This window comes from Alkalibacterium pelagium (genome assembly GCF_900109325.1).
GTDB lineage: Bacteria > Bacillota > Bacilli > Lactobacillales > Carnobacteriaceae_A > Alkalibacterium > Alkalibacterium pelagium.
In genome coordinates, this window is the sequence record NZ_FNZU01000009.1 from 1 (window position 1) to 26,103 (window position 26,103).

The window sequence follows — 26,103 nt, forward strand, 5'->3', positions numbered from 1 at the left end:
GGAATACTTTAAACATCAAGCCAAAGCACACCTGGAAAGCGATTATGGAAAACGGATCTATGCACAGCGAAAAATTGACGTAGAAACTGTTTTCGGTCGGATGAAAGGTGTCTTTGGCATGCGACGGGTTCATGTCAGAGGGAATCAAGCCGTTCATAATGACATCGGCTTGATGCTTATGAGCATGAATTTAACGAAACTGATCCTCGAACTCCGAAGAAAAGGCGGACATCCTTCTACATCTTCAGAAAAAGGAAAAAAGAACAATGAAGGCCATCTAAAACCGACGGTTTTCATTGTTCTTTTTTTGTTAAGAACTGGTTTTTTCCCAGCCCCTCTTTTTTTACTGAAATAGTGCGTATAAAAATCAATTGAAGCAATGCTTACTCATTCTTCAGTTACCTCAAAAAAACATATACAAATCTCGAGTGATTGTGTATATTTAGATATTAAGAAAAAGAGTTAGGGGAGAGAGAAATGGAGAGATTTATGGAATGGATACTGGAGGTCAACGGCGTCGTCAATGATTTAGTCTGGGGCTGGCCGTTTCTGATTTTGATTGTCGGGACTGGGGTATTGCTGACAGTCAGAACACGCTTTATCTCGTTTACAAAGTTCGGATACATGTTAAAACAAACATTTTTAAAGATATTTTCAAAGTCTCAAGTAGGTGAAGGGGAAGTGACCGCGTTTCAGGCCGTGTCAACCGCTCTGGCGGCTACGGTGGGAACAGGTAACATAGCCGGAGTCGGAACAGCCATAGCGATCGGTGGACCCGGAGCTGTTTTCTGGATGTGGATTGCCGCACTGTTTGGAATGGCAACAAAATATGGAGAAGTCGTACTAGCTATTCAATATAGAGAGAAAACAGAAGACGGCCGATTCGTCGGTGGTCCAATGTACTATCTTGAAAAAGGGGCCAACATGAGATGGCTGGCTGTTCTGTTCGCGATTTTTGGAGCAGCAGCAACATTCGGAATTGGAAACATGGTGCAGTCGAATTCAGTGGCTGATTCTCTGAATGCGACCTTTGGAATCCAGCCATGGATCACAGGTATCGTTCTTGCCGTATTGGTTGCCCTGGTCATTGTCGGAGGCATTAAGAAAATAGGAAAAGTGACTGAAATCGTTGTGCCGTTTATGGCTGCTATTTACATTCTTGGTGGACTGATTATAATTATTGCCAACATCCAGCTCGTTCCTCAGGCTTTCGGAGTGATCTTCCGTGATGCCTTTACAGGATCAGCTGCAGCCGGTGGCTTTGTCGGGTCGACTTTGACTCTGTCCATCCGTTACGGTGTGGCACGCGGAGTGTTCACTAATGAAGCGGGTCTAGGAAGCGCACCGATCGCTCATGCTGCAGCAACAACGGATCACCCCGTCAGACAAGGCCTGTGGGGGATTTTTGAAGTCTTTGCCGACACCATCGTTTTATGTACCATCACTGCGCTGGTTATCGTTATGACAGGAGCAGTTGATACCGGGCTTGACGGAGCCGCACTAACTACATCAGCATTCAATGAAGGGATTGCATTCGGAGGCTATATTGTAACCTTCGGGTTGATATTTTTCGCCTTTTCTACGTTGTTAGGCTGGTCATACTACGGCGAGCGGTGTATGGAATTCCTGTTCGGACCTAAATCGATCGTCTTTTACCGCATGCTGTTCATTCCGCTGATCGTCGTGGGAGCCATTGGTGGCCTGCGAGCAGTCTGGGCTCTGGCAGATACACTGAACGGCCTGATGGCTCTGCCTAACTTGATCGGGCTGCTGATATTGAGCCCAGTCATTGTCCGTCAGACCAGTGCTTTCTTTGGAAAAGACGGAATTTATGATAGTGAACGGAAAAATAGTTGATTGGGAATTAACTCTTAGCAAGTGAATAAAAAGAGGGACTGATTTGTTGCTTAAGACAAAGCCAGTCTCTCTTTTTATGCGTTAATTCTTTGGAAGGCTTAGGCATACGTAAGCAAGTGCTTCCTCTTTTTTAATAGTAACTATCTCCCACCTCTAATAAAGGGAAAGGTTTTCACGACTTAAACTTACCACTTGTAAAATGGTTAATGAGAAGAGTAAGCGCTGTTACTAAGATAATACTAATATACGGTTGACAGACTTCACAATGCATCTGTATACTAGTCACTTGTGTGCATAGATAAACGAGGAGTGTTAAACGTGGAAAACGAAAAAGTAGTAACCTTTAAAGAGATAACAGCAAATCCAGCTCCACTGGGACTTATGGGGTTCGGAATGACAACCGTCTTACTTAATATTCATAATGCAGGATTTTTCGGACTTGATGCAATGATCCTGGCAATGGGGATTTTCTTTGGTGGAATGGCTCAAGTCATTGCCGGCATCATGGAATTCAAGAAGAACAATACGTTTGGAACAACGGCATTTACATCATACGGCTTCTTCTGGATGGCACTGGTCGGTTTAAATATCCTTCCGATGCTTGGACTTGGAGACGCTCCAGATTCATTATCAATGGCAGCCTTCCTGTTCATGTGGGGACTGTTCACATTATTCATGTTCGTCGGAACATTACGTATCAACAGAGCACTGCAGGTCGTATTCGGTTCGCTGACTATCCTGTTCTTCCTGCTGGCAGTTGGTAACTTCACTGGATCTGCTCTGATCCTGACAATCGCTGGATACGAAGGTATTTTCTGCGGATTGTCTGCCATCTATGCAGCTATGGCTCAAGTACTGAATGAAGTCTATGGTAAAACTGTTCTTCCAATTGGAGAAGTAGGACAGCTGAAACCAGTTCGTGAAGTAAAATCTAAAAAAGAATCCTTTGCTTATAACGAAGGATAAGGCAACTCAATATGACTAATGAAAACTCCTGATAGAGGAATGCTGACTGAATCAAGTCTTCATCCTCTGTCAGGAGTTTTTTGTTGTAAAGTCATTCATATACATATTGTAGGATTTTTTGAGAGAGTTACAATATAATCAGAATGAACAGTTTTTACTTAAAGCAAAGCGTTGCGACTGTAATAAAATACTACTACAATAGGGATGTTGCTAGCCTGATATTACTTTTATCAGCAGTTTGTATGGGAGAGAACGAAATGAGTAAAGGGCCTTCTAAAAATAAACATGAAGTACCTGACCCTCTTCAGAGGATAAATGAACTGATTTTAGACTGGTTGTTTATCTGTGTCTATTTAATGGTATTGTTTATCATTTTTATGATCTTATATTTTGTATTACTTGGGGGCATTCCCAAATTTACACAGATAGAGTCGCAGCTCGTCTCATTGTTTACCACTGTCCTTCCAATCAGTATTATTTTCTCGATCAGGGAAGGGTCAGTCCCGTATGCGTCGTGGGGAAAGAGACGAACGGGTCTTGCGGTGAGCTACTCGTCTTCTCCATTGAAAAGGAGTATCATAAGAAATACACTTAAGTTTCTTCCCTGGCAGTTCGGACATATGAGTACGATTTACGGCATTTATTACGGGTTTGATTCTCTGATTCCAGTCATTTGTTTGGTGCTGTCCATTGGCCTGGCCGGAACGTATATCGTCATAGCTTTCACAAGAAAAGATGGCAGGCATCTGGCAGATCTAATTGCCGGGTCGAAGGTAGTTAAGAAAATAGGTTTTCAAAAATGAAGAAATAAATTATTTCGAAAGGAGATAGTATGGAACTTTGGGATACGTATGACAAGGAACGGATCAAGACTGGCAATACAATGGTGAGAGGAGATTCTTTCCCTCATGGAGAATATCATATGAGCGTTCACGTCTGTCTTTTCAATAAAGAAGGACAGATACTGATTCAGCATAGGCAGTCTACCAAATCGGGGTGGCCGGATCTATGGGATCTGACTGCCGGTGGAAGTGCAACAACTGGCGATTCAAGTCAGGAAGCTGCTGAACGTGAACTGTTCGAAGAACTTGGGATTTCGATAAATCTGGAGCATGTGCGACCGCACTTGACGATTAACTTCGGAAATGGCTTTGATGATGTCTATCTGGTCGAAAAAGATGTCGACTTGAATGATCTGGTCTTTCAGGAAGAGGAAGTGCAGGATGCAAGATGGGCTTCACTGGAAGAGATACTGGATCTGGTTCATAAAGAAAAATTCGTACCTTATTTTGAAAGCTTCATTCATCTGATATTTGAAAGCCGAAGACAGTATGGCATGATTCGGCTGGATTAATAAAATCAACAAAAAAAGCAGCGTCCACAAAGGGTGCTGCTTTTTTTATGTGCGCCCGGCATGCGCGACAACTTGGTGGTGAAAGTCCACTACAGACTTGGCAGTAGGAACTGTTAGCGAAAGACAAGGGTGTCCGCCGTGAGGCGGAATCTGAAGGAAGTCGGACGCAAATGCTTGCACTGACGAACAGAAACTTCATACCAAGGCTTAATAGAACGGATGAGCTTGCATGACAAAGTGAAGTCCGATACTGCCCGAATTCTATTGAGTAAATGAAGCAGTGACATGAGCAGAAGGTTGTCGTTCTTACCCGGGGAGGTCTCGTCAGCGCTTAGTAGTAACAACGAATGGCGAGAAGTCAGCCGAGGTCATAGTAGGGAAAATGTACCGAAGGACCGAACAATATCAATACTTTGAAGATTGGAGGTTAGGCATTATGACAAACGCAGAAAACAACCGACAGGTTGGCAAGCTACAAAGGGATAAGCTGGAAGCGAAAGAGTATGTAGATGTGCGGAGTAATTGCCTAGGTGAACATAAAGACAAGTATGGTGAGTCTCTTATGAGTCTCGTTGTAAGTAAGAAGAATCTATTCACAGCAGCTAAAGTCGTCAGACGAAATAAAGGAGCTGCTGGAGTAGACGGAATGACAGTTAGTGAGGTGGAAAGTCATATATTAGAAGTTTATCCTTATCTGAGGAAGAAACTTCTAGACGGTTCGTATAAACCTCAACCTGTAAGACGGGTAGAAATTCCAAAAGTTAACGGTGGAATACGCAAATTAGGTATTCCTGTCGTGCGGGACCGAGTGGTCCAGCAAGCTATCAGACAAGTGATAGAGCCTATCATTGATAAACATTTTCTCCCACACAGTCATGGGTTCCGTAAAGGGAAAAGCAATCATACAGCTTTGAAAGAGTGTGTCGACTATTATCAGCAAGGCTATAAAGTAGCTGTCGATTGTGACTTGAAACAGTGCTTTGATACACTCAATCATGATAAGCTGATGTACTATCTCGAACAGTATATACAGGATAAGATGATTCTGAAAATTATCCGTAAGTTCTTACAGAGCGGTGTCATAGATCTGTCTGGCGAATTCGTAGAAAGTAACACAGGCGCACCACAAGGTGGCGTGATTTCGCCCCTACTCAGTAACGTATACTTACATGAACTGGATAAAGAAATGAAGCAGAGAGGGCACCTTTTCGTCCGGTTCGCTGATGACTTCGTCATCTTTGTGAAGTCAAAACGAGCCGGTGAACGTGTGCTCCAAAGTATCACTCGCTTCATTGAAAAAGACCTGAAATTAACTGTCAACCAAGAGAAAAGTAAAGTGGGTTCCCCAACACGTTTAAAGTTCTTGGGTTGTCTGATAACCACAGTGAATGGGGTCTGTCGTTACAGACCTTCGAAAGAAGCCAAAGCGAAATTCATGCGTACCTTGAAACGCTTGACTAAACGTAAACGAGCAGGGAAGTTTGATGACATTGTCAAAGAAATAAACAGCCGAACAAGGGGCTGGATTAATTATTTCGGCACAGGTTTCATCAAAACCTTCGTAACGAAAGTGGAGCAATGGCTCCATCACCGTATCAGGCAACTCATTTTAAAAAGATGGAAAAATCCACGTACTAAGATTAGCAGATTAATGCGTTTAGGTCTAGATATGGACAGTGCTAAACGCATTGGTTACTCCAGAAAGAAATACTGGAGACTGTCAAAAACACCTGAAGTTCATTGGGTGCTTACAACGAAAAGACTCTACCGGTGGAACGTAGTTTCACTACGAGACCTGGCAGAGTCTGCTTACTTAAGATATTGAACCGCCGTATACGGAACCGTACGTACGGTGGTGTGAGAGGACGATAAATGAATTAATCATTTATCTCCTACTCGATTAGAACGTAGACATGCCGCTCCATTCCTGAAAACGGTAGAGCCAGTTCTTCCACACTGATGATTCAGCGTAATCGGGGTAGTCGGCTGTGTAGATCCCGTCTTCGTTTTCCCATATTTTGTCAAAGTACTCAAGCATGACCTGAGCTTCAGCCTGATCTTTCTGTCCCGAGATTTTTACATTCGTCTCAAGGTTAAAGTCATCCATGTTTCGGCGTGTAAAATTGGTGGATCCGCCGATCATTGTAACCTCTTCAGGTGTTTCGTGCAGGAAGAACTTGGCATGGTACTGTTCGCCGTGAGACTGGTACCATCTGACAGCGATCGAGCTGTCATTTTGAGTCAGTTCATCTGCGACCGGCCGATTAGGGATGCCGATTTTCTCATTTCCAAATGCGTCCTGGTTGATGTCCAGAATCATCTGAACTGTGACGCCACGTTCTTCGGCTTCAAGGAGAGCCGTTATGATGTCGCGGTCAGATAAGTAGAACATGCCAATTTTAATGGCATCACTTGGTTGAGAGGCATCGATCTGTTCGACGATGGCTTCTTTTATTTTGTTCTCCGTCAGCAGTTGAACCGAATAGGTATCTTTTGTTTCGTCGGCTGAGGAGACAATCTCAAAGGTATCGAACAGCTGGGTGTCATGACCTGACATTTCCACCACAGCACGTTCCGATGCCAGCAAGTCATCTAGGAAGTCTCCTTTCAAAACAAAGGCAATATTAGAATGATAGACACTGGCATCGTGTGGATTGGCTGAAGTGATCAGAGCTTCCTGTTCGTTCATCACGACTTTCCGGTGATTGGCCTTAAAGTGAAGCATATTGATATAAGATTGTGCACTGACTTCAGGACCAGTCTTGCGGAATACATTGGGCAGATATTCAGAATCGGACGTGCCGAACCAGCTCAAATAGGCACGGGAAAAGCCCGAATAAACTGGGTTGGAATCTCTCAGCGAGTCCAGGTTAGTCAGAACCACCTCAATACCGGCATCTGACATCTCCTCCATATGATCAGGCATATATGAACCATAAAAAGTATTGATTGGATCAGTTATAAACACGATATCAACAGCCGGATCAGCCTGTTTCTTCTGGATCAGGGCTTCAGCCAAGTCAGAAGATAGAGTGGGAAAGTATAAGTCAGGATCAGTATGGTCATAATCATCATTAAAAAGAAAGAGGTCCATTACGATAAAATCCTCTGCCTCGTCGATCATCTGATAGACATAGTCAAATATCTCCTGATCATGTTCAACCTCCCCATCTGTATTCTCAAAGGTCAGGTCATATAAAAAACGGACTTCCCCCGTTTCATGTACGCGCCCTTTTGCAGATAGTCCTTCTGGTACCGGCTTGAAGTAATGAAATACTGAAAATACAAGAGGGATGATGAACAGGAATAAGGCAATCAGCCCAAAGATCACTTTTCTCCTCGAAGGATTCTTTTTTCTTCTCTTTCTCGATTTATGTATAGGCATAACTAACCTGCTTTCCATTGTAAAATATTTTAAGAATTAATTTTCCATCATTTTATCATGAAAGACAGCTTGGCGCTCTGTTATTTTTAACGTTGGTATAAAAAGAACAATAAAGGTACAACGGGTCATAAAATAATTGTTTTTGTCAGTTATACCTGTCAATTAGTCTGCCTTTTTTGTTATTATTATATATATTAATTAAAATGATACAACACACACTGTCACTTTTATCTTGCCAGACTAGCTGATGATAAGTGGTCTACATATGAACTAGGAGTGAATAATATGATGAAAAAGAGAATGATGATCCCCCTTGCAGCGCTGATGCTGACGGCATGTGCAGGTGATGATGCAGAAGAACAGCCGGAAGAAACGGTCCAGGAAATCGAACAGCCGGAACAAAATGATGAAACTGAACCTGATGATCATCAGGATCAGGATGAGGAGACTACCGGAGATCCTACTCAGTCAGCCAGTGTAGAACAGTATGTACAGGAGCAGCGTGAAGCGTATACTGCAGAATTAGAGGAGATAAGCTTTACAGGAGAGCCCGATGACCTGATGGGTATTATTCTAGAGCCAGCTACCAACAGTCCTGGAATAAGTGTCGGTGTCCCACTTTCCTATCAGTTCAACGAAGATGACGGACAGCGCCAGTTGACTGTACATATCGTTGAGGTAAGTGAAGATCTGGAAAGTGGTCCGAATCATCAGTTTTACACGCACGACATACAAGACATTCGGGTAGAGGAGGACACATATATCGTCGAGACAGAGGGAGAGACATTCTATTTTGAAATGTTCACGGAGTCAGACAGTCGCCTTAGGAGTGAAGACGGGGAGCTGCTGATCCCGAGTCATTATGTCCCTTCAGAGCTGATCAGCGAATGGCAGGAAGAAGCTGAAGAAGCAGGCGGTTAGGGACAAATCCAACAAAAGGACTGATCAAAATAAAACTGAAAGAGAATACGGAAGAATTATTGTTTAGAACAACGCTATTTATTTACTTGCCTGTAGTCGTCCTGATCCTTCTTCTGCATCGCCTGATCTTCGGCGCTTCAATGGGTGTCGGATGGGGCCTGATAGCATTCTACTGGATACTGTTTGCTGTCTGGATGAACGCACGTTATTCCCGCAAGATGCAGCACGAAGATGTATCAGGATTAGATAAAGTTGAAAGCCGTCTGGACGCAGATAGATGGAAAATTACAGAAAGGGAAGCTGATCTGATCCGTTTGAAACCTGAATTCGATCGGCTATTCAGTCTATCCATAGATGATCAGATCGTCATTTATTATAGTGAAGATAAAGTCAGGATTGAGGGTCCAGCATACTATTTGAGAAGATTGTCCAATGACATCAGGGGAATAAGTGGAAAACAGGGACAAAAAATTAGAACTGTTCTCACTGTATTGGTCATTGCTGGCGTATCGCTCATTCCTTTGCTCTCTCAAAGCAGACTCCTCTGGGAACTTCAGGTATTCGCTCATAATATCCAAGCTTCATCCAGTAGTGGTAACAATCTGACTGAACCTGGTCAGAGAGGCAGCTCTGTCGCAAACACACTGAATGGCGGATATGGGGTCGTGGATGATGCCAGTCTGTACTTGATTGAGTGGCAGAGAATCCTTGAAATCGATCTGAATACTGAAGAAGAAACAGTTATCATTGATAGAGCAAGTGCCGAGCCCTGGTTAGGCAATCTGAATCTTATAGGGGACTGGTTGTATTACTCAGATAATAATTCCCTTCATCGAGTCAGAACAGATGGGAACAATCAAGAGACCTTGTATGATCTGGGTCAGATGAGTGCCGTACAGATCGTCGACGAGACCATTTACTTTATCAATGATCAGGATGATAACAATCCCTACCGGATGACCCTTGATGGAGGTAATGTGGAACGGATTATTGATGTGAGCCTCACCAGCATGACCGTCTATGAGGACCAGATACTGTTCAGTCATGAGTCGGGTCGGGAAGGCAGGATGGAGCGGATGCAGCCGGACGGGTCGGGGAGAGAGACGCTATTGATTGGAGAAGCTTCTTCTATCATGATCTGGGAAGACTATTATTACTATATTGGTCAGGAGAGCAGACTCTATAGAATGGACCAGTCAGGTACGACTGAACCGGAATTAGTCATTGATTACCCAGTCAGTCTGTATACATTGACGAATCAGGGCATTTACTTTGCAGCTGAATTTGATTCAGGACAGAATCAAGATAATGGCATGTATATGAGTGAGTTGGACGGATCAGACATTCAGCAAGTAGCACTCGGTCAGCTCACGGACAGGTTGATTACGACCGAGGAGGCCATATTCTATAATACTGGTCTGGAAAGCTTCCATAATTTTGAAAGAATCGATTTGGGTGACGGTTTAGAGTAATCTAGCTTTCACGTAATTGAATAAAGTATAAGAATATGTTTCCGAATAAAAGGAGAAATCAGAAAACCTCTCAGGACCTGAATATCAGCGTCCTGAGAGGTTTTCTATTGGTTACTTCTGGTCGAACAGTTTGGTGTGCTTGATGTCTTCGACAGTCTGTGTCCCTGCGAGCTGCATGACACGTTTCAGATCGGTATGGAAGTAGTCGAATACGCTCTTGACGCCTTTCCATCCGCCTAGTGCCAGACCGTATAGTGCAGGCCGTCCGATAGCTACGACATCTGCTCCGCTTGCGAGTGCTTTGAAGATATGCTCTCCGCGACGGATGCCTGAATCGAAGACGATAGGGACACGGCCCTGAACAGCTTCAGAAATGCGTTCAAGTGTATCGAATGATCCTGGCGCACCATCCAGCTGACGGCCTCCGTGATTTGAAACCCAGATCCCAGCAGCCCCGGCCCCGATGGCTAGAAGTGCATCCTCAGGAGACTGAATGCCTTTGACAAAGACAGGAAGGCCGGAGTAGTCTGTCAGGAACTCCACGTCTTTCGGGCTGATTTTCTGCTTGGACTGCGCATAGATATTATTGAGTGACATTTTTTCACCTGAACCAGTCAGATAACGTGAGACGATCGGCATACCGAATGGGTAGACGAACTTATTACGCATATCTTTTTCGCGGTTCCCTGACAGAGTAGAGTCTGCGGTCAGGATGATTGCAGTCGCTCCGTCGGCTTTCGCTTCATCCACAATAGCTTTGTTCAGTTCATCGTCTTTACTCATGTAAATCTGGAACCAGCGGGGTGAACCGTTCAGTCCTTCTTCGATTTCTTCGAATTTAGCGCCTGAATAGGCACTGATGGACATGATCGTTCCGAATTCAGACACGCCTTTAGCTGTCCCGGCCTCTTTTGTCTGGTGAGCCAGTCCGTGAGCAGCAATAGGTGCCATAATGAATGGAGCCGTAATGTCATGACCCAGGATACTGGTTTGTGTATCCGGATGCTCGACATCTGCCAGTACACGTGGAAGGATGCCTTTGTGGTTGAATGATTCGACGTTCTGTCTCAATGTGTACTCATCACCGGATCCGCCGGAAATGTAGTCATATCCGCCTTGAGGCACGACTTCTCCCGCAAGCATTTCCAGTTCGTAGGTATTAACGATATCCAATTCTTTTACCTCACTAGGTGCAAGATATTCTTGTTTTGTCTGTTCCATTGTAAATTCCTCCATTTTATATAGTCTTTGTGTTAGATGATAAATATATTAGCTGAATAGAAGCTGAATCAGCAGCAGGCCGACAGGTGCCAGAATGACGACGGCGATACCGGTCAGGACGATAGACAGGCCGGACATGGCACCTTGAACGTCTCCCATTTCGATTGCTTTAGTCGTTCCCATAGCATGTGAGCCGGAACCCATGGCCACGCCTTGTGCAACGGGATCGGTCACTTTCAGCCATTTGAAAATAGTCGGCCCGACGACCGCTCCCAGTACCCCTGTGAACACGACGACAGCCACTGTCAGAGAAGCGATACCTCCGAGGGATTCAGATACACCCAAGGCGATCGCAGTCGTCACTGATTTTGGAAACAGTGTGGCAGCCAATTCCTCGTTGAACTGGAATGTCAGACTGAGCAGGACGATGATCACTGTGTGAAAAACGACGCCGATTCCGATACCTGATAAGATAGCGGCTACATTTTCTCTCAGATGAGCGATGTTCTTCTTCAGCTTGATAGCCAGGGCGACCGTTGCGGGAGTGACCCACATGTTGATATACTGTCCACCGCTAAAGTAGGTCTCATATGAGATATCCATCAGAAGCAAAGTGACGATCGTCATCACTATGGCAAAGACCAGTGGGGTAAAAAGCGGGATCGGCCACCGTTTATGAAGCTGCTGTCCGATGAGGTACAAAGAAACGGACAGGACGATACCGAAAAATGGATTAGCTGCGAGTTCCTGGATCACTGACTTTCTCTCCTTTCCATAATGGACTGACGCGTGCTGCGTGCTGTCCGGATCGTACTCTGGATCTTCTGATGATCAGCTGAACGACGACGCCGACCAGAGCAATCATCAGAGTAGTTGAAATGAAGATGACGACAAGCAGCTGCCACCAGACTGAACTGATAATGCCGAAATTTGTCATCAGACCTACCCCGGCCGGGATAAATAGAATGGCCATGTTATTTGTCAGCCATTCGCCAACATCCTCGACCTGTTCCATCCCGATCCAGTTGAACTGCAAAGCTGTAAAGAGCAGGACCATACCCAGCACGCTTCCCGGAACCGCAATGGGGCTGAGGTAAGAGAGCAGTTCACCTAAGAAGGAGAACAGGAAGAGCCAGAAAAGCTGTTTGATGATTTTCAATACCTTTCCCTCCTTGATTGATTTGATGCTTTAACCAGTCATGTATAAAAATGAGCCAGATGGGCTTAAGATGATGCAAAAAAAGTGGCGTATTCGGCGCTGACTGTGAAAGCGGTGTCTACACATCATACTATAGCAACCGTTTACATGTTATGGAATATAGCCTTTTTATGGTATTATAAATATTATTTATAAGATGAGACATCGTGATAATTGTCACTTTGTGAGAAGGAGCATGGGCAAAATGAAATTACAGGATCTGTATTATTTCAGACAGCTGGCAGAAACGCGGAGCTTCACGGAGACTGCGGAAGCATTTTACATTTCTCAGCCTTCCATATCGATCGCCTTGAAGCGACTTGAAGATGAATTCAATACGAGATTGATCAGTCGTGATCGTTCCTCAAAAAGTGTGCAGCTGACCGAAACGGGTGAACTGCTTTACAAACGCTCACAGGAAATCATCGATCTGATCGACAAAACAAAAAAAGTTCTCCATGATATGGAGACCAGAGAAGTCCATCTGGGTTTTCTGCCGACGATCGGTGGCCATTTTCTTCCATCGATTATGCCGCATCTGTCCGATTATCTGCCGTCACTGAAATTAGTTGAAGAGGAAAGTTCAGATATGATGTATGACATGGTGAAGAACAATCAGATCTCTTCGGCGATCGTAGGCAGTGATGTTCCTGAGTTCAAGGAGAAATGGCTGACGCAGATCCCCATCGCAGTGAGGGAGATGAATGTCTGGGTCGCCCAGCACCATCCTCTAGCTAATTATAAACGGCTGAATGCACGGATGCTCAAGGAAACAAGTTTTGTGACGCTGGCAAAGGGTTATACCCATCAGCGCATGTTCGACAAATGGGCGAAAGCCAACGCGCTTGACCAGTCCAGAGTTCATTTTACGAATGAAATTCAGACAGCCAACTCAATGATTGCGTCAGGAATGAGTGCCGGACTGATGATTGACTTGCTTGTCAGAGACCGGGCTGACCTGGTCAAACTGGAACTGACTCATGCACCGAAATTTTATATCAGCCTGCTGGTGAACACCTCGTCAGAGGTCACTTCGGATCAGAAGGCATTCAATGATAAGCTGATAAAAGTGGTCCAGGACCTGTTCAGTGATGAAAGGCAACAGGTATGAATAAACAGGAAGGACCAAAAGTTAGTATAAAAAAATAATCAGTTAACCTTGACATTAAAAATAACACTCACTATAATGAGAAACAATTAATCAAACGACTAACAAAAAGAAAGGAGGGTCACTTCATTATGACTAACGGTTCATTCATCCAATTGACAGAGCAGAATACATGGCAAAGCTGGGGCGTCGACGTACGCGCTGGTTATTGGCGTTGCTCTAAAATTGAATGAGGGAATCGTAATGAGTGATTCTTCAGTTATACCGCAGCTGTTTTTCAGAAGGTGACCGCACTGACATCAGGTTCAGTGTATCCGTATACCTTTCTGGATCCAGCTGTCCATCTGCAAAGGCAGAAACTCATTTTAAATGGGGTTCTGCCTTTTTTAATTTTATATTAGTTGATCATACATGAGAAGAGTACAGTGGATCATCCTTTTACAGAGAACCTGCCGGGCTGAGAGGTGGGTAGAGGAGTCGACTGGAATGGGCTCATGGGAATTTGCCTGAAGGAAAGTAAGGTGAGTCGAGTCATTCACGTTAACGAATGAAAGTGCAGGAGACTCGTCTCCTGAATTGTGGTGGTACCGCGGTATTTTATCGTCCCTCAGTAGCTTAACGGCTAGTGGGGGGCATTTTTTTATTGAAAAATTAACGGATTGAAGAAAGAAGTAAAGAGGATTATCGGAAGAGATATTACACAAAGGGAGAGAAGAAAATGACCAGTCAATACAGAACAGAGCAGATAAACGGAGATATGCTGACACCTATTTCAGTGTTTCAGAGACTCAAAGGAGAAAAGAAATTCATACTGGAAAGTTCAGATGGGCATGGAAAGAAAGGCCAGTATTCCTTTATAGGGATGAACCCGTACAAGGAAATCATCGGGAACGGAAAGACTGTGAGGATCAAAGAAGGGAAACGGGAACAGACGTCATTGAAGAAGCCACTGGATGTCGTCAAGGCTCACATTCCAGAGATCACCCTGGACCTTCCTTTTCCATTTTACGGCGGGGCAGTCGGCTACATCGGGTACGATGCCATTCGAGAATATGAAGACATCGGGAGTCGGCTGAAAGATGAGATAGCCATGCCGGACCTTCATCTCATGTTCTATCAGGAACTGGTTGTGTTCGATCATGTCAGGCAGGAAGTGACGATCGTCGCATTGGACATTGAAGGAGACAGACAGCTGGACAGACGAATCAGAGCAATCAGAGAGATGATTCATAATCCATCAGAAGAACAGACGGAAGATCTGTCATCTCTCACCTTCACTGCTTCGGTCGATAAGGACGAATTTGTGAGACGCGTGATGAAAGCCAAGGAGTATATCGTAGATGGAGATATTTTCCAGGTAGTCCTTTCCCAGCGTATGCAGGCTGAATTTGATGTGGATGCCTTTACCTTCTACCGGAAACTGAGAGTGGCTAATCCCTCACCTTACATGTTCTATGTGGATTTCGACCAGTACACTGTGCTAGGTGCTTCACCCGAAAGTCTAATCAAAGTGACGGGCAGACAGATCGTGACGAATCCGATCGCCGGGACTCGGCCGAGAGGGAAAACAGAAGAGGAAGATCAGGCGTACGCAGCTGATCTGCTGTCTGATGAAAAAGAACGGGCCGAACACAAGATGCTGGTGGATCTGAGCCGGAACGATCTGGGGCGAGTGTCAGAAATCGGATCGATCTCTCTAAATACATTCATGACGGTCGAACGGTTCCAGCACGTGATGCACATTGTTTCAGAGGTCAGCGGCACACTGGCTGAAGGCCTGAGCGGTCTGGATGCGTTGATTACAACATTGCCGGCAGGGACTGTTTCAGGAGCTCCGAAAATCCGGGCGATGCAGATCGTCAACGAGCTGGAAGATCATCAGCGCGGTGTGTATTCGGGATCCGTCGGCTACATCAACGTGAACGGGGATCTGGATCTGGCACTGGCTATCCGGACAATGGTCGTGAAGGATAAAAAGGCATATGTGCAGGCAGGAGCCGGGATTGTCTATGATTCCGATCCTGAAAGTGAATATCAGGAAACATTGAATAAAGCAAAATCACTTCTGGAGGTGGGACAAAAATGATTTTACTCATTGATAACTATGATTCATTTACCTATAACGTGTATCAGTACATTGGCGAACTTGAAGACGTGATGGTCGTCCGAAATGACGCAGTGACCCTTGAAGACATCCGCAACCTTAAACCGAAAGCCATCGTGCTGTCGCCCGGACCGGGGACGCCGGCAGAAGCGGGCATCTGTATCGATCTTATCCGGGAATTCAAGGCTGAGATTCCGATTCTGGGCATCTGTCTTGGACATCAGGCTATCGGTGAAGCCTTTGGCGGGAGCGTCAGCCATGCAGAAGAGGTCAAACACGGCAAGACCGCAGTCATTACTCACAATCAGACAGAACTGTTTCAAGGATTGGATCAGGAAATCGAAGTGATGCGGTATCACTCGCTGGTCATTTTAAGAAACACCATACCTGATAATCTGGATATAACGGCTGAATCGATAGAAGACGGAGAAATCATGGCGGTCAGACACCAGACCTATCCCATCTATGGTGTGCAGTTTCACCCGGAATCCATTGGAACAGCTGACGGGAGACAGATGATCAGAAACTTTCTGAATCTGGTCGATGAAAAGGTAGGGAGTGCATCATGAAAACTTACATTGAAAAAGTGGCGAGTCAATCGGACTTGTCTCTGGAGGAAATGGAAGCCGCCAGTGCGCAGCTCTTTGATGAGAATGTAGACGAACTGCAGAAAGCGGGCTTTCTCATGGCACTGAGGACCAAAGGAGAGACGGTAGATGAACTGACAGGACTTGCGAAAGTCATGCAGAAAGTAGCGGTTCAGCTGCCGCGCCAGCTCCCGGATGTCATGGACAACTGCGGAACTGGAGGAGACGGGTCACAGAGTTTCAATATCAGTACTACGAGTGCCTTCGTTCTGGCCGGTGCTGGTGTGACAGTCGCCAAACACGGTAACCGCAGTATTTCCAGCAGAACGGGCAGCGCAGACGTGCTTGAAGCGCTGGGCGTCCATTTATCCGCTTCTCCTGAAGAAATGACGGAGCTGCTGGAGAAAAACCGCATTGCCTTCCTATTTGCTCAACAGATGCATCCCTCAATGAAAGCAGTCATGCCTGCTCGAAGACGTCTAGGCGTCCCGACGATTTTCAACCTGATCGGTCCTTTGACGAATCCGGTAGACTTATCTGCACAACTGATCGGTGTCTACAGGAAGGATGCCCTTCATGACGTGGGTCAGGTCCTGAGGCAGCTCGGCAGAAAACGTGCCGTCGTCGTCCACGGCCACGGAGGCATGGATGAAGCTTCTTTAAGCGGACCGAACAGCTGCATCCTTGTGACTGAAACCGGACTAGAACCGTTCGACCTGTCACCGGAAGAGCTGGGCCTTAAGCGTGCTCAAAACGAAGACCTGAGAGGCGGAGATGCTGAAGAAAACGCCCGGATCTTGAGAAACATTCTTGAAGGTGAAAAAGGCCCTCGAAGAGACGTTGTACTTCTTAATGCCGCATTGGGGCTGATGGCCAGCGGAAAAGCAGCCACCCCTCGGGACGGACTGATTCTGGCAGAAGAAAGCATCAATTCAGGACGTGCCTTGGCTGCTCTGGACTACCTGATCACTTACGGGAAAGGAGACAGATAGTGACTATTCTGGACACGATACTCGAAGAAAAGAAAAATGAAGTCAGCCGGCTGAAAAAGCTGGACTTAACCCATTTTCCGGAAAGAAATCGGATGCTGCATTCATTTTACAAGACCTGCAGAACGGCTGAAAAGGTTCAAGTTATTGCCGAGTTCAAACGCTCTTCCCCGTCAAAAGGAGAAATCAATCACCAGCTCGATCCCAGAACTCAGGCGATCGCCTACAGTGATGCGAGAGCCGGAATGCTGTCGGTTCTGACAGACCAGACTTTCTTCAAAGGAAGCATGCAGGATCTACTGGAGGTCAGCAAGACAGTTTCTCTGCCGGTTCTAAACAAGGATTTCATTATCGACCCCATTCAGATCGACCAGGCGTATGCCTACGGGGCTGATGTCATCCTGCTGATCGTTGCAGCACTCACAGATTACAAGCTCAAAGAGCTGCATTATTATGCCGAAAGCTTAGGTATGGAAGTACTGGTTGAAGTGCATAATGAAGACGAGCTGAAACGGGCACGTCCACTGAGTCCCAAACTGATCGGCGTTAACAACAGAAACTTGAAGACGTTCGAAGTGAACCTTGAAGCAACTGAGCGACTGGCGCAATTAATTGATACGGAAAGCACAGTTCTAGTCAGCGAGAGCGGTATGCTCACCAGCGAAGATGTCAGACGAGTGGAGAAAGCCGGTGCGCGAGCGGTACTGGTAGGGGAAACGCTGATGAAGTCTGATAATGTAGCCGACACGATCAGATCCTTCTCCATTAAAAGAGGTGACAGTGATGCTGGTTAAAATTTGTGGCATCCGGACTGAAGAAGCGGCACATGCTGCAGTGGAATCGGGAGCTGATATGATCGGACTGGTCTTTGCAGAAAGCAGGCGGCAGGTCACACTGGAAGAAGCAGCACGTGTGCTGAAAGCTTTAGAAGGCAGATCGAGTAAAACTGCCGGGGTATTCAGAAATCAGTCTGTCGAAGAGGTCAACCAGATCTGCCAGGCGCTCGGTCTGGACTATGCCCAGCTTCACGGAGATGAAAGCCCAGCCTACTGCAGACAGATCGATGGCAAAGTCATTAAAGCTCTGTCCATTTCTTCACTCGGCACGGCCTCTGACTATCAGGACTGTTCAGACTTCCTGTTGATCGACAGCCAAGAACCTGGGAGCGGAGAATCGTTTGATTGGAACCGTCTCAAAGACGCCAGTTTAAGTTTACCGTGTATCCTGGCAGGTGGACTGACGCCTGAAAATGTCGGGCCCGCAATCGAAGCCGTGTCGCCCCAGGGGGTGGACGTATCAAGCGGCGTAGAAACAGACGGCACAAAAGATACTAAGAAAATAAGACGATTTATCAGAGAAGCAAGACGCAGCAGTAATAGAGAGGAAGAGAGATGACCATGGCACAGACTATCAAAGACACAGCCCATAAAAAAGGACATTTCGGACAATTCGGCGGTCAGTTCGTCCCGGAATCATTGATGCCGGCTGTCCTTGAACTGGAAGAAGTCTATGAAGAGGCTAAGAACGATCAGGCCTTTATTGACGAGATGGAAGACTATCTGACCAACTATGTAGGCAGGCAGACGCCATTGACCTATGCAGCTCAGCTGACAAAAGAACTTGGTGGGCCGCAAATCTATCTGAAAAGAGAAGATTTGAATCATACTGGGGCACACAAAATCAATAACGCCTTGGGGCAGGCGCTTCTGACTAAGCGCATGGGTAAAAAGAAAGTCGTAGCAGAAACCGGAGCCGGTCAGCATGGTGTAGCGACCGCTACAGTCTGTGCACTTTTAGGCCTGGACTGCATCGTCTTCATGGGCAAGGAAGATATCCGTCGTCAGGAGCTGAACGTCTTCAGAATGGAATTGCTCGGTGCTGAAGTAGTCAGTGTCGACCAAGGCGAAGGTACATTAAAAGATGCGGTCAATGAGGCTCTGAGATACTGGGTAGCTCATGTAGACGACACTCACTACATCATTGGATCGGTTGTCGGCCCGCATCCATTTCCAGCGATGGTCCGCGATTTCCAGAGTGTGATCGGAAAAGAAACAAAAGACCAGGTCAAAGCAGTCACCGGTCGACTTCCTGATGCGGTCGTTGCCTGCGTCGGTGGGGGGAGCAACGCAATGGGAATGTTTGCCCCATTCGTCAACGACTCAGAGGTGAAACTGTTCGGCGCTGAAGCTGCAGGCAAAGGCATCGAAACCGGCAAGCATGCCGCGACATTGAGCGCCGGGAAGATTGGTGTTTTGCATGGCATGATGTCCTATCTGCTGCAGGATGAAGCCGGACAGATCACTGAACCCTATTCCATTTCCGCGGGACTGGACTATCCGGGGATCGGACCGGAACACAGCTTCCTGAAGGACTCAGAGCGCGTAACCTATAAAGGGATAACGGACGATGAGGCTCTCGAAGGGCTCAAACTGCTTTCTCGCAAGGAAGGAATCGTTCCTGCTCTGGAAACGGCGCATGCCATTTCCTATGCAAGAGAAATAGCTGAAGGAATGACTGAAGACGAGACACTGGTCATCTGCCTATCCGGAAGAGGAGATAAAGATGTGACGACTGTAAAAGAACGACTAGGAGGAGACAGCCATGGGTAAGGAGAAACTGGAACAGACACTTCAGGCCACACTTGATAAAGGAGACAAGCTCTTTGTGCCTTACATCATGGCAGGAGACGGAGGACTGGATGTCCTGACTGACCGTATTGCCTTTCTGGAAGAAGCGGGAGCAAGTGCGATCGAACTGGGTATTCCTTTTTCTGATCCTGTAGCGGATGGGCCGACCATCCAGGCTGCCGGACTCAGAGCCTTGGAACATAAGGTTTCGTTAAAGGATGTGCTCGACCTTCTGAAAACGACTCGAAACACGAGAGAGATCCCGATCATCCTTATGACCTACGTCAATCCAATCATTAATTTCGGAACTGAAGCCTTCGCGGAAGCCTGTGAGGAATCAGGTGTTGACGGCCTCATCATTCCTGACTTGCCGATGGAAGAAGAGGACCATATTTTCCCTCATGTAAAAGAAAAAGGCATCGCCTTGATCCGACTGGCCGCACTGACCAGCCCTGACGACCGGTTGAAGCAGATCGGCGACCGCACGGAAGGCTTTCTGTATGCCGTAACGGTCAAAGGAACGACGGGTGCGCAGGCCACATTCGGTGAAGAGGTCGGGCCGTATATTGAAAAGCTCAAGACCTTCACATCCAAACCAGTCCTTGCCGGATTCGGTGTGACGACTCCCGACCATGTCCGTGACCTGAGCCAGTACGGTGACGGAGTCGTCGTCGGAAGTAAAATCGTCTCCGACTTCCACGACGGAGTAACTGATACGATCAGGGAACTGATTCAGGCTTCGAAAGGATAAAATTTTGGAATATGGATGTGGACCGTTCTGTTTTGAGATAGAACGGTCCATTTTTATACGCAGATGTAGTAGATTCGAGTAAATGTCTGAGTTGTCGACACTCGAATAGACCATATAATGAGGTTATGAGCTGTTGGGAAGCATTATAGAATGACGAATGGTTCATATATTGAAGTTATGGTCTATTGAGCAGTAATCTGGAAGGTCGAATGTACCATAACATGAAGATATGGTACATTCACGAGTTCATAAATATAAAAAGGAACACCTCATATCTGCGGATATGAGGTGCACAGCTTGAATTATTTAAATATAGCCTTCAACTCAAGGTAATCCTCGACACCGTACAATCCATTCTCTCTTCCGAGTCCGGACTGCTTGTATCCGCCGAATGGGGCTTTTGGTGTGCGGGCACCGTCGTTGATGGTGATGTTACCTGTTTTCAATTTACGTGCGACTTTTATGGCTTCATCTTCTGGTCCAACTACTCCGCCGGACAGGCCGTAAATGGAGTCATTAGCCAGCTCAATCGCTTCTTCTACGGAGTCATAGGTGATGACGACTAATACTGGGCCGAAGATTTCTTCCTGAGCAATCGTCATGTCATTCGTGACGTTGACGAAGACTGTCGGTTCCACGTAGTAACCTTTGCGGTCCAGCTTGTTTCCACCGAGCAGGACTTCTGCGCCTTCTTCTTTCCCTTTTTCGATATAATTCAGGACGGTTTCCATCTGACCTTCAGAAACGATGGGTCCGACCATGGTGTCTTCATCGCTTGGATCATCGACTTTGATGTCTTTATAAAAATCTTTGATGACTTCCTTAGTTCGTTCCAGTTCATCCTTCGGTACAAAGAGACGTGAGAGTGCTGAACAGGTCTGCCCCTGGTTATGAAGCAGGGTATTGGCTGAGTTTTTGACAGCCATTTCCAGATCCCCGCCTTTAAGGTAGACCATAGGTGATTTTCCGCCCAGTTCCAGAACGATCTGTTTCACTGTCGTCTTCGCTTTTTCATACAGGCTCTTACCGACCTCAGTAGATCCTGTAAATGAAATTACGGATACATCTTCATGACTGGTCAGGTAGTCACCCGTAGAGCTGCCGTCACCTGTAATCAGGTTGAAGACACCATCGGGAAGACCGGCTTTATCTACGATATCTGCTAAAAGAAGAGCAGTTAGGGGAGTCAGGTTAGGTGGCTTAACCACAACCGTATTTCCTGCCAGAAGAGCAGGGGTGATTTTTCTCTGAATCTGATTAAGCGGGTAGTTCCAAGGTGTGATGCAGGCTACGACACCGTATCCCTCTTTGATCACCGTCGCATTGTCGACTTCTTCTTCGAATGAGAAGCTATCTATTTCTTCGAGCGTTGCGCCCATTTCTTTTTCGGCGAGTCCGACTTGCGTATTCTTGGCAAACTGGCGTGAGGTCCCGAGTTCCTCGATCATCGTTTCGATCAGTTCCTCTTCACGTTCCTTGATGCCGTCAAGAATTTTCTGTACATATTTCGCACGCTTGGAAGGGTCTGTCGTATTCCACTCATCAAAGGCCGCTTTGGCCGCTGATACTGCACGGTTTACATCCTCTTCGTTGGCGTTGACTACTTTGTCGATCACTTCTTCAGTTGTCGGATTGATGACGTCCGCGTAATCATCAGACTGCGCATCCTGCCACTTTCCGTTGTAGTATAAGGTTTGTTTTGTCAATTGACTCTCCTCCTTATTCCTATTATGCAAAAGAAGTGGGGAGATGCCAAACGAAAGAGCTTGAACGATATTAGCTCATGAAGTATCTAATGCGTTATTAAGCCCCTATTCAAAAAAAGAAAGCTCAAAGGGGGGACAAGGTGGTCTTTCCTTTAAGCTTTTCGATTATTCCATTTTATTCGCTACACAGGACATCAATTTTACTAACGATTAATTGAACATCTAGTTTATCAAAGTATAAAGCTGTTCAGCTATGGCCTGATAGCCTTCTTCATTTGGGTGGAAGTAATCCGTATAGAGAAAGTCTTCCATCTGATCCTGGAACAGATCAAAGGTCGGGACATAAGTGGAACCAGGATGTGACTCTACAAGCGAGCGGGTATCGTCGTTCCATTCAACAAGGTAATCGCTCAGTTCTGGAATGATCAGACTGTATGGGTTATATAAACCTATCAGTGCTATTTCGGCTTCTGAGTTTTGTGTACGAATATCTCCAATAATGGTTTCCAGATTTTCCAGATAGGCATTGAGTGTGTCTTCGAAGGCAACAGGCAGATCCAGATCTCTTTGAAAAGCCAGACGGTTCAAGTCATTTCCACCAATAGAGATGATGATCAGATCCGCTTCAGCAATAGTCGCATTGTTTTCTCCCGTTTCAATCAAGTCGACAAGCTGGCTGCTGGTGTACCCGGATATGGCCAGATTGGTCAGAATCTCATCACCGTCCCGATCCATCAACTCGAGGTACCGGTCACCGATGCCGGAGCTCTCTTGGTCGCCAACACCGGAGCCTATAGAGTCTCCGAGGATGACGATATTGTTGATTTCTTCTTGAGGAACAGGTTCTTCGACTAGCTCAGACTCATCCTCTTCCTGTACTCCTTCATCTTCATCTCCAATTATAGGTAGACCGATATAGGTAATGGATGCTAGCAGAGCCACTGTAATTAACAGCAGAAGGATCCGCTTTTTCTTTTTCATAGTTAATTCTCCTTGCATAAAAAATAGTAACAGGTTGGTTCGGTAATAGTTATTTATCTAACTCAGTTCAGTACCTGATAAAGTGACTCGGCGATCGTCTGGTAGCCTGCTCCGTTTGGGTGAAACAGATCATCTGACAGGTAATCAGCCAGATGGTATTGAAAAGCTTCATAGGTTGGGATATAGGCGAGTCGAGCATCGGCACTGGCAGCAAGACGAGATGCATGATTCCATTCGAGAAGCAGGCGGTTGATCTCCTGATCTTCTAAATTGTAAGGATCATACAAGCCAATCAGTGCCAGCTGGGCTTCAGGATTAAGTGACCGAATAGTTGTCAGAACAGATTCCAGATTACTTAAAAAGGCCGAAAGTGTCTCATCGAACTCTGCAATCATCGTTTCATTATCCTGGAAGTACAGGCGGTTCAAGTCGTTTCCGCCGATGGAAATCAGAATCAGATCAGCGGTTTCAATATCTAAATCGTATTCTCCAGTGTCGAGCTGATCCGCCAATTGACTGCTCACGAAACCGGGGACGGATATATTAGTCAATTCACGCTCCAGACTGTCATCCTGACTGAGCAATTCTAGGTAGCGCTGGTCGAAGCCGAGTCCGTCTTCATCACCGACACCTGAGCCTAAAGAATCGCCCATGACCAGAACGGTTTCCCATTCTTCAGGGTTTGGGTCAATCACCGATCGTTCTCCGATAGCTTCTTCAGGCATGCCGGCTATCGGTTCTTCAGTTGTGTCATCTGTCGGTACTGCCTGCTCGTCGACAGGAAGCTCGTCATCGCCTGTTGTGATAAAGACAGAATAGACAAAACCGGAGAGGAAGATCAGGGCTAACAGCGAAGCGATCAGAACGATTACGGGCCAGATTATTTTTTTATACATAGGTATCCTCCTTTGAAGATATCAGACAAGGACATCTCTTCGGCTGAACTGGACGAATCCGATGATCAGAGAAAGGACCGCCCAGACCGCAAGTGTCAGAATCGAAAAGGTGAGCGTCATGCCTTCCACAGGCTGAAAGGACCCTGTCAGGTAACGGGGCAGGTCCAGATTCGTTACGAAGAAGTACTGGACGAGTTCCCAGTCAGCGAGAAAGAACTGCAGGAACTGCCCACCGATCAGTGCAGCCATCAGGATGCCGATGGCTGAAGAACTACTGTCTACAAGCACGGAGACCATTAGAGTAATGGATGCAATGACGATCGAAACGAACCAGACCAGAGAATAAATGAGAATCGTGTAGCGCCAGCGCGAAATGAGAATGGTCGAGTCCGACATCAACGTGCCTTCTGATAAAGTAAAGCCAGTCAGAACGGGTTCGTTGATTCCCCATTCACCGAAAAACAGGAAGGAGACCAGAGTGGATAAGACGGCAACGAGAAAGACCAGTATAGTTGTCATCATGAATAAGGCCAGAAATTTACTCAGAAGGATTTTCCACCTTGGAACCGCGCGCGTCAGAAGGATCTTCACCGTACGATTCGAGAACTCTCCTGATACAAGATCGGCGGCCAGAATGATGACCAGCAGAGGGATGAACAAAACGATGCCCTGCTCGGCAAACTCAGTATTGAAAGAAAAAGCCGTCGGTGTGATCGGATTGATGTCATTCTCGATGAAATAAGTCAGCTGCTGGATTTCTCTGTCAAATGAGGTTCGGACATTTTCCGGAATCGATTCATTGGCCCGCCGTGATTCCAGATCATCAAGTCTCCGGTCCGCCAGATCTCTCCAGTCTGGCAGCTCTTCTCCCGTTTCAGCTTCAAACTGTTCCAGGTTTCTTTCATAAGCATATTGCTGGCCGTATGAAAACAGGCTGACAAAAATAAGCAGGAAAAAGAGGATCAGAAGCATTTTCTTCTTCAGAAGCATTTTAAGCAGTTCGTTTCTAGTCAAAGCAGTCATGTCCTCACCTCTCTACTGGATCGATTTGTTGTCAGTCAGGGATAAGAAAAGATTTTCGAGTGTCTGTTTCTTATTGTCAACGTAAGTAATTTTAAAGCCCTCTTCTACAAGGGTGCGGTTGATGCCCGGCAGCCGATCGACACCGACCAGGGCAGTCAGAGTCTGGTGTTCAAGAACTGTATCAAGAGCGAACCGTTCCTTGAGAAAAGTCTGAGCCTTTAAGGGCTGATCGACGGTCCAGACGACTTGGCCAGTAGACACGAGCTCCTCGACCGACGCATTCTTTATGATCCGGCCTTTATTGATGATGCTCACCCGGTCGCACATCAGCTGGACTTCACTGATCAGGTGGGAGGAAACGAGGACGGATATCCCGGTTTCTCTGGCCAGCTTCTTGACGATTTCTCTGAACTCATGGATGCCTTGAGGGTCCAGTCCATTTGTTGGTTCATCAAGAATCAGCAGTCTCGGCTTATGAATGAGAGCCTGTGCCAGTCCGACCCGCTGCTTCATGCCCATGGAATAAACATCGACTTTGTCGTGGATCCGTTTCTCCATACCAACCAGAGTGACCGCGTCATCAATGTCCTGCTTAGTCACGCCCTCAGACATATTGGCGAGCAGCTCGAGATTCTTGTAGCCGCTCATGTAGCCATAGAGATCCGGCCCTTCAATGATGCAGCCGACGTTGGACATGGCTTTCACATAGTCGGTTTTAAGAGAATGACCGCAAATTGTTACGTCTCCACCAGTAGGTTTCGACAATCCGACGATCATCCGCAATGTCGTCGTCTTTCCCGACCCATTAGGTCCAAGAAAACCAAGTATTTCGCCTTCTCTGATGTCAAAACTGACGTCGTGAATAATCTGGAGCTTTTTAATTTTCTTGGCAAGGTGCGACACCTTCAGTACAGATGATTTCATCACAGGCCTCTTTTCATTAGGTCAATCGAAAGG

The 26,103-nt window shown here is 46.3% G+C and carries 24 protein-coding genes, 1 pseudogene and 1 other annotated feature; of the genes and pseudogenes, 16 read left to right on the forward strand and 9 right to left on the reverse strand.

Annotation, left to right across the window (positions count from 1 at the left end; genetic code table 11):
- The 6 genes and pseudogenes from BMX79_RS07910 to ltrA all read left to right on the forward strand — a co-directional run.
- Window positions 1-223: pseudogene (locus BMX79_RS07910) on the forward strand (transposase); the annotation flags it as partial.
- Between the two features lie 275 nt (window positions 224-498).
- Entirely contained in the window at window positions 499-1,857 is a 1,359-nt protein-coding gene (locus BMX79_RS07915) for an alanine/glycine:cation symporter family protein (RefSeq protein WP_371862089.1), read from the forward strand.
- 318 nt (window positions 1,858-2,175) lie between these two features.
- Entirely contained in the window at window positions 2,176-2,823 is a 648-nt protein-coding gene (locus BMX79_RS07920; RefSeq protein WP_246117712.1) for an acetate uptake transporter, read from the forward strand.
- Window positions 2,824-3,080: 257 nt separating this feature from the next.
- Complete coding sequence (locus tag BMX79_RS07925; protein ID WP_170231061.1) at window positions 3,081-3,626, forward strand: RDD family protein; 546 nt, start codon at window positions 3,081-3,083, stop codon at window positions 3,624-3,626.
- 29 nt (window positions 3,627-3,655) lie between these two features.
- The gene (locus tag BMX79_RS07930) at window positions 3,656-4,177 is read left to right on the forward strand and encodes an NUDIX hydrolase (RefSeq protein WP_091481245.1); all 522 of its coding nucleotides are present in this window, start codon (window positions 3,656-3,658) and stop codon (window positions 4,175-4,177) included.
- Between the two features lie 436 nt (window positions 4,178-4,613).
- Window positions 4,614-6,002 carry a group II intron reverse transcriptase/maturase gene (gene ltrA, locus BMX79_RS07935; RefSeq protein ID WP_091481248.1) on the forward strand — a complete coding sequence of 463 codons (1,389 nt, stop codon included), beginning with the start codon at window positions 4,614-4,616 and terminating at the stop codon, window positions 6,000-6,002.
- 75 nt (window positions 6,003-6,077) lie between these two features.
- On the opposite strand, the gene BMX79_RS07940 is transcribed toward ltrA, so the two are convergent.
- Window positions 6,078-7,562, reverse strand: a complete 1,485-nt coding sequence (locus BMX79_RS07940) for a phospholipase D family protein (RefSeq protein ID WP_091481251.1) — start codon at window positions 7,560-7,562, stop codon at window positions 6,078-6,080.
- A 285-nt stretch (window positions 7,563-7,847) separates the two neighbouring features.
- On the opposite strand from BMX79_RS07940, the gene BMX79_RS07945 reads away from it, so the two are divergent.
- Together BMX79_RS07945 and BMX79_RS07950 are read left to right on the forward strand one after the other, a co-directional pair.
- Entirely contained in the window at window positions 7,848-8,483 is a 636-nt protein-coding gene (locus BMX79_RS07945; protein WP_091481253.1) for a hypothetical protein, read from the forward strand.
- A gap of 59 nt (window positions 8,484-8,542) precedes the next feature.
- Complete coding sequence (locus BMX79_RS07950) at window positions 8,543-9,955, forward strand: DUF5050 domain-containing protein (RefSeq protein WP_091481256.1); 1,413 nt, start codon at window positions 8,543-8,545, stop codon at window positions 9,953-9,955.
- Window positions 9,956-10,066: 111 nt separating this feature from the next.
- On the opposite strand, the gene BMX79_RS07955 is transcribed toward BMX79_RS07950, so the two are convergent.
- The 3 genes from BMX79_RS07955 to BMX79_RS07965 are packed head-to-tail and all read right to left on the reverse strand — an operon-like array spanning window position 10,067 to window position 12,335.
- Window positions 10,067-11,176, reverse strand: coding sequence for an alpha-hydroxy-acid oxidizing protein (locus BMX79_RS07955; protein WP_091481259.1), 1,110 nt, complete (start codon window positions 11,174-11,176; stop codon window positions 10,067-10,069).
- Window positions 11,177-11,224: 48 nt separating this feature from the next.
- The gene (locus BMX79_RS07960) at window positions 11,225-11,932 is read right to left on the reverse strand and encodes an LrgB family protein (protein ID WP_091481261.1); all 708 of its coding nucleotides are present in this window, start codon (window positions 11,930-11,932) and stop codon (window positions 11,225-11,227) included.
- Entirely contained in the window at window positions 11,910-12,335 is a 426-nt protein-coding gene (locus tag BMX79_RS07965) for a CidA/LrgA family protein (RefSeq protein WP_091481264.1), read from the reverse strand. The genes BMX79_RS07960 and BMX79_RS07965 overlap by 23 nt, the downstream gene beginning before the upstream one ends.
- A 244-nt stretch (window positions 12,336-12,579) precedes the next feature.
- On the opposite strand from BMX79_RS07965, the gene BMX79_RS07970 reads away from it, so the two are divergent.
- From BMX79_RS07970 to trpA, 8 genes are all read left to right on the forward strand, one after another.
- Complete coding sequence (locus tag BMX79_RS07970; RefSeq protein ID WP_170231004.1) at window positions 12,580-13,485, forward strand: LysR family transcriptional regulator; 906 nt, start codon at window positions 12,580-12,582, stop codon at window positions 13,483-13,485.
- A 396-nt stretch (window positions 13,486-13,881) separates the two neighbouring features.
- Window positions 13,882-14,093 (forward strand) — a binding site (T-box leader).
- A 107-nt stretch (window positions 14,094-14,200) separates the two neighbouring features.
- Window positions 14,201-15,568 (forward strand): anthranilate synthase component I, encoded by a 1,368-nt coding sequence (gene trpE, locus BMX79_RS07975; protein ID WP_091481268.1) that lies wholly within the window; start codon window positions 14,201-14,203, stop codon window positions 15,566-15,568.
- Window positions 15,565-16,155, forward strand: a complete 591-nt coding sequence (locus tag BMX79_RS07980) for an anthranilate synthase component II (protein WP_091481271.1) — start codon at window positions 15,565-15,567, stop codon at window positions 16,153-16,155. The genes trpE and BMX79_RS07980 overlap by 4 nt, the downstream gene beginning before the upstream one ends.
- Complete coding sequence (trpD, locus tag BMX79_RS07985; RefSeq protein WP_091481273.1) at window positions 16,152-17,165, forward strand: anthranilate phosphoribosyltransferase; 1,014 nt, start codon at window positions 16,152-16,154, stop codon at window positions 17,163-17,165. Before BMX79_RS07980 ends, trpD begins: the two co-directional genes overlap by 4 nt.
- On the forward strand, window positions 17,165-17,956 hold the full coding sequence (trpC, locus tag BMX79_RS07990; RefSeq protein ID WP_091481275.1) for an indole-3-glycerol phosphate synthase TrpC: 792 nt from the start codon (window positions 17,165-17,167) through the stop codon (window positions 17,954-17,956). The genes trpD and trpC overlap by 1 nt, the downstream gene beginning before the upstream one ends.
- Window positions 17,946-18,557, forward strand: a complete 612-nt coding sequence (locus BMX79_RS07995; RefSeq protein WP_091481276.1) for a phosphoribosylanthranilate isomerase — start codon at window positions 17,946-17,948, stop codon at window positions 18,555-18,557. Before trpC ends, BMX79_RS07995 begins: the two co-directional genes overlap by 11 nt.
- 2 nt (window positions 18,558-18,559) lie before the next feature.
- Window positions 18,560-19,771: a tryptophan synthase subunit beta gene (gene trpB / locus BMX79_RS08000; protein WP_091481278.1), complete on the forward strand. Its 1,212-nt coding sequence runs from the start codon at window positions 18,560-18,562 to the stop codon at window positions 19,769-19,771.
- Window positions 19,764-20,540, forward strand: coding sequence for a tryptophan synthase subunit alpha (gene trpA, locus BMX79_RS08005; protein ID WP_091481280.1), 777 nt, complete (start codon window positions 19,764-19,766; stop codon window positions 20,538-20,540). The genes trpB and trpA overlap by 8 nt, the downstream gene beginning before the upstream one ends.
- Before the next feature lie 302 nt (window positions 20,541-20,842).
- On the opposite strand, the gene BMX79_RS08010 is transcribed toward trpA, so the two are convergent.
- The 5 genes from BMX79_RS08010 to BMX79_RS08030 all read right to left on the reverse strand — a co-directional run bounded on the left by BMX79_RS08010 (window position 20,843) and on the right by BMX79_RS08030 (window position 26,070).
- Window positions 20,843-22,246, reverse strand: coding sequence for an aldehyde dehydrogenase family protein (locus tag BMX79_RS08010; protein WP_091481283.1), 1,404 nt, complete (start codon window positions 22,244-22,246; stop codon window positions 20,843-20,845).
- A 222-nt stretch (window positions 22,247-22,468) separates the two neighbouring features.
- Window positions 22,469-23,227, reverse strand: a complete 759-nt coding sequence (locus BMX79_RS08015) for a GDSL-type esterase/lipase family protein (RefSeq protein WP_170231003.1) — start codon at window positions 23,225-23,227, stop codon at window positions 22,469-22,471.
- A gap of 62 nt (window positions 23,228-23,289) precedes the next feature.
- A complete protein-coding gene (locus BMX79_RS08020; protein ID WP_091481289.1) occupies window positions 23,290-24,123 on the reverse strand; it encodes a GDSL-type esterase/lipase family protein in 834 nt (277 codons plus the stop codon).
- 21 nt (window positions 24,124-24,144) lie between these two features.
- Window positions 24,145-25,146, reverse strand: coding sequence for an ABC transporter permease (locus BMX79_RS08025; protein ID WP_091481292.1), 1,002 nt, complete (start codon window positions 25,144-25,146; stop codon window positions 24,145-24,147).
- Between the two features lie 12 nt (window positions 25,147-25,158).
- Entirely contained in the window at window positions 25,159-26,070 is a 912-nt protein-coding gene (locus tag BMX79_RS08030) for an ABC transporter ATP-binding protein (RefSeq protein WP_091481294.1), read from the reverse strand.
- Window positions 26,071-26,103 lie beyond the last annotated feature (33 nt).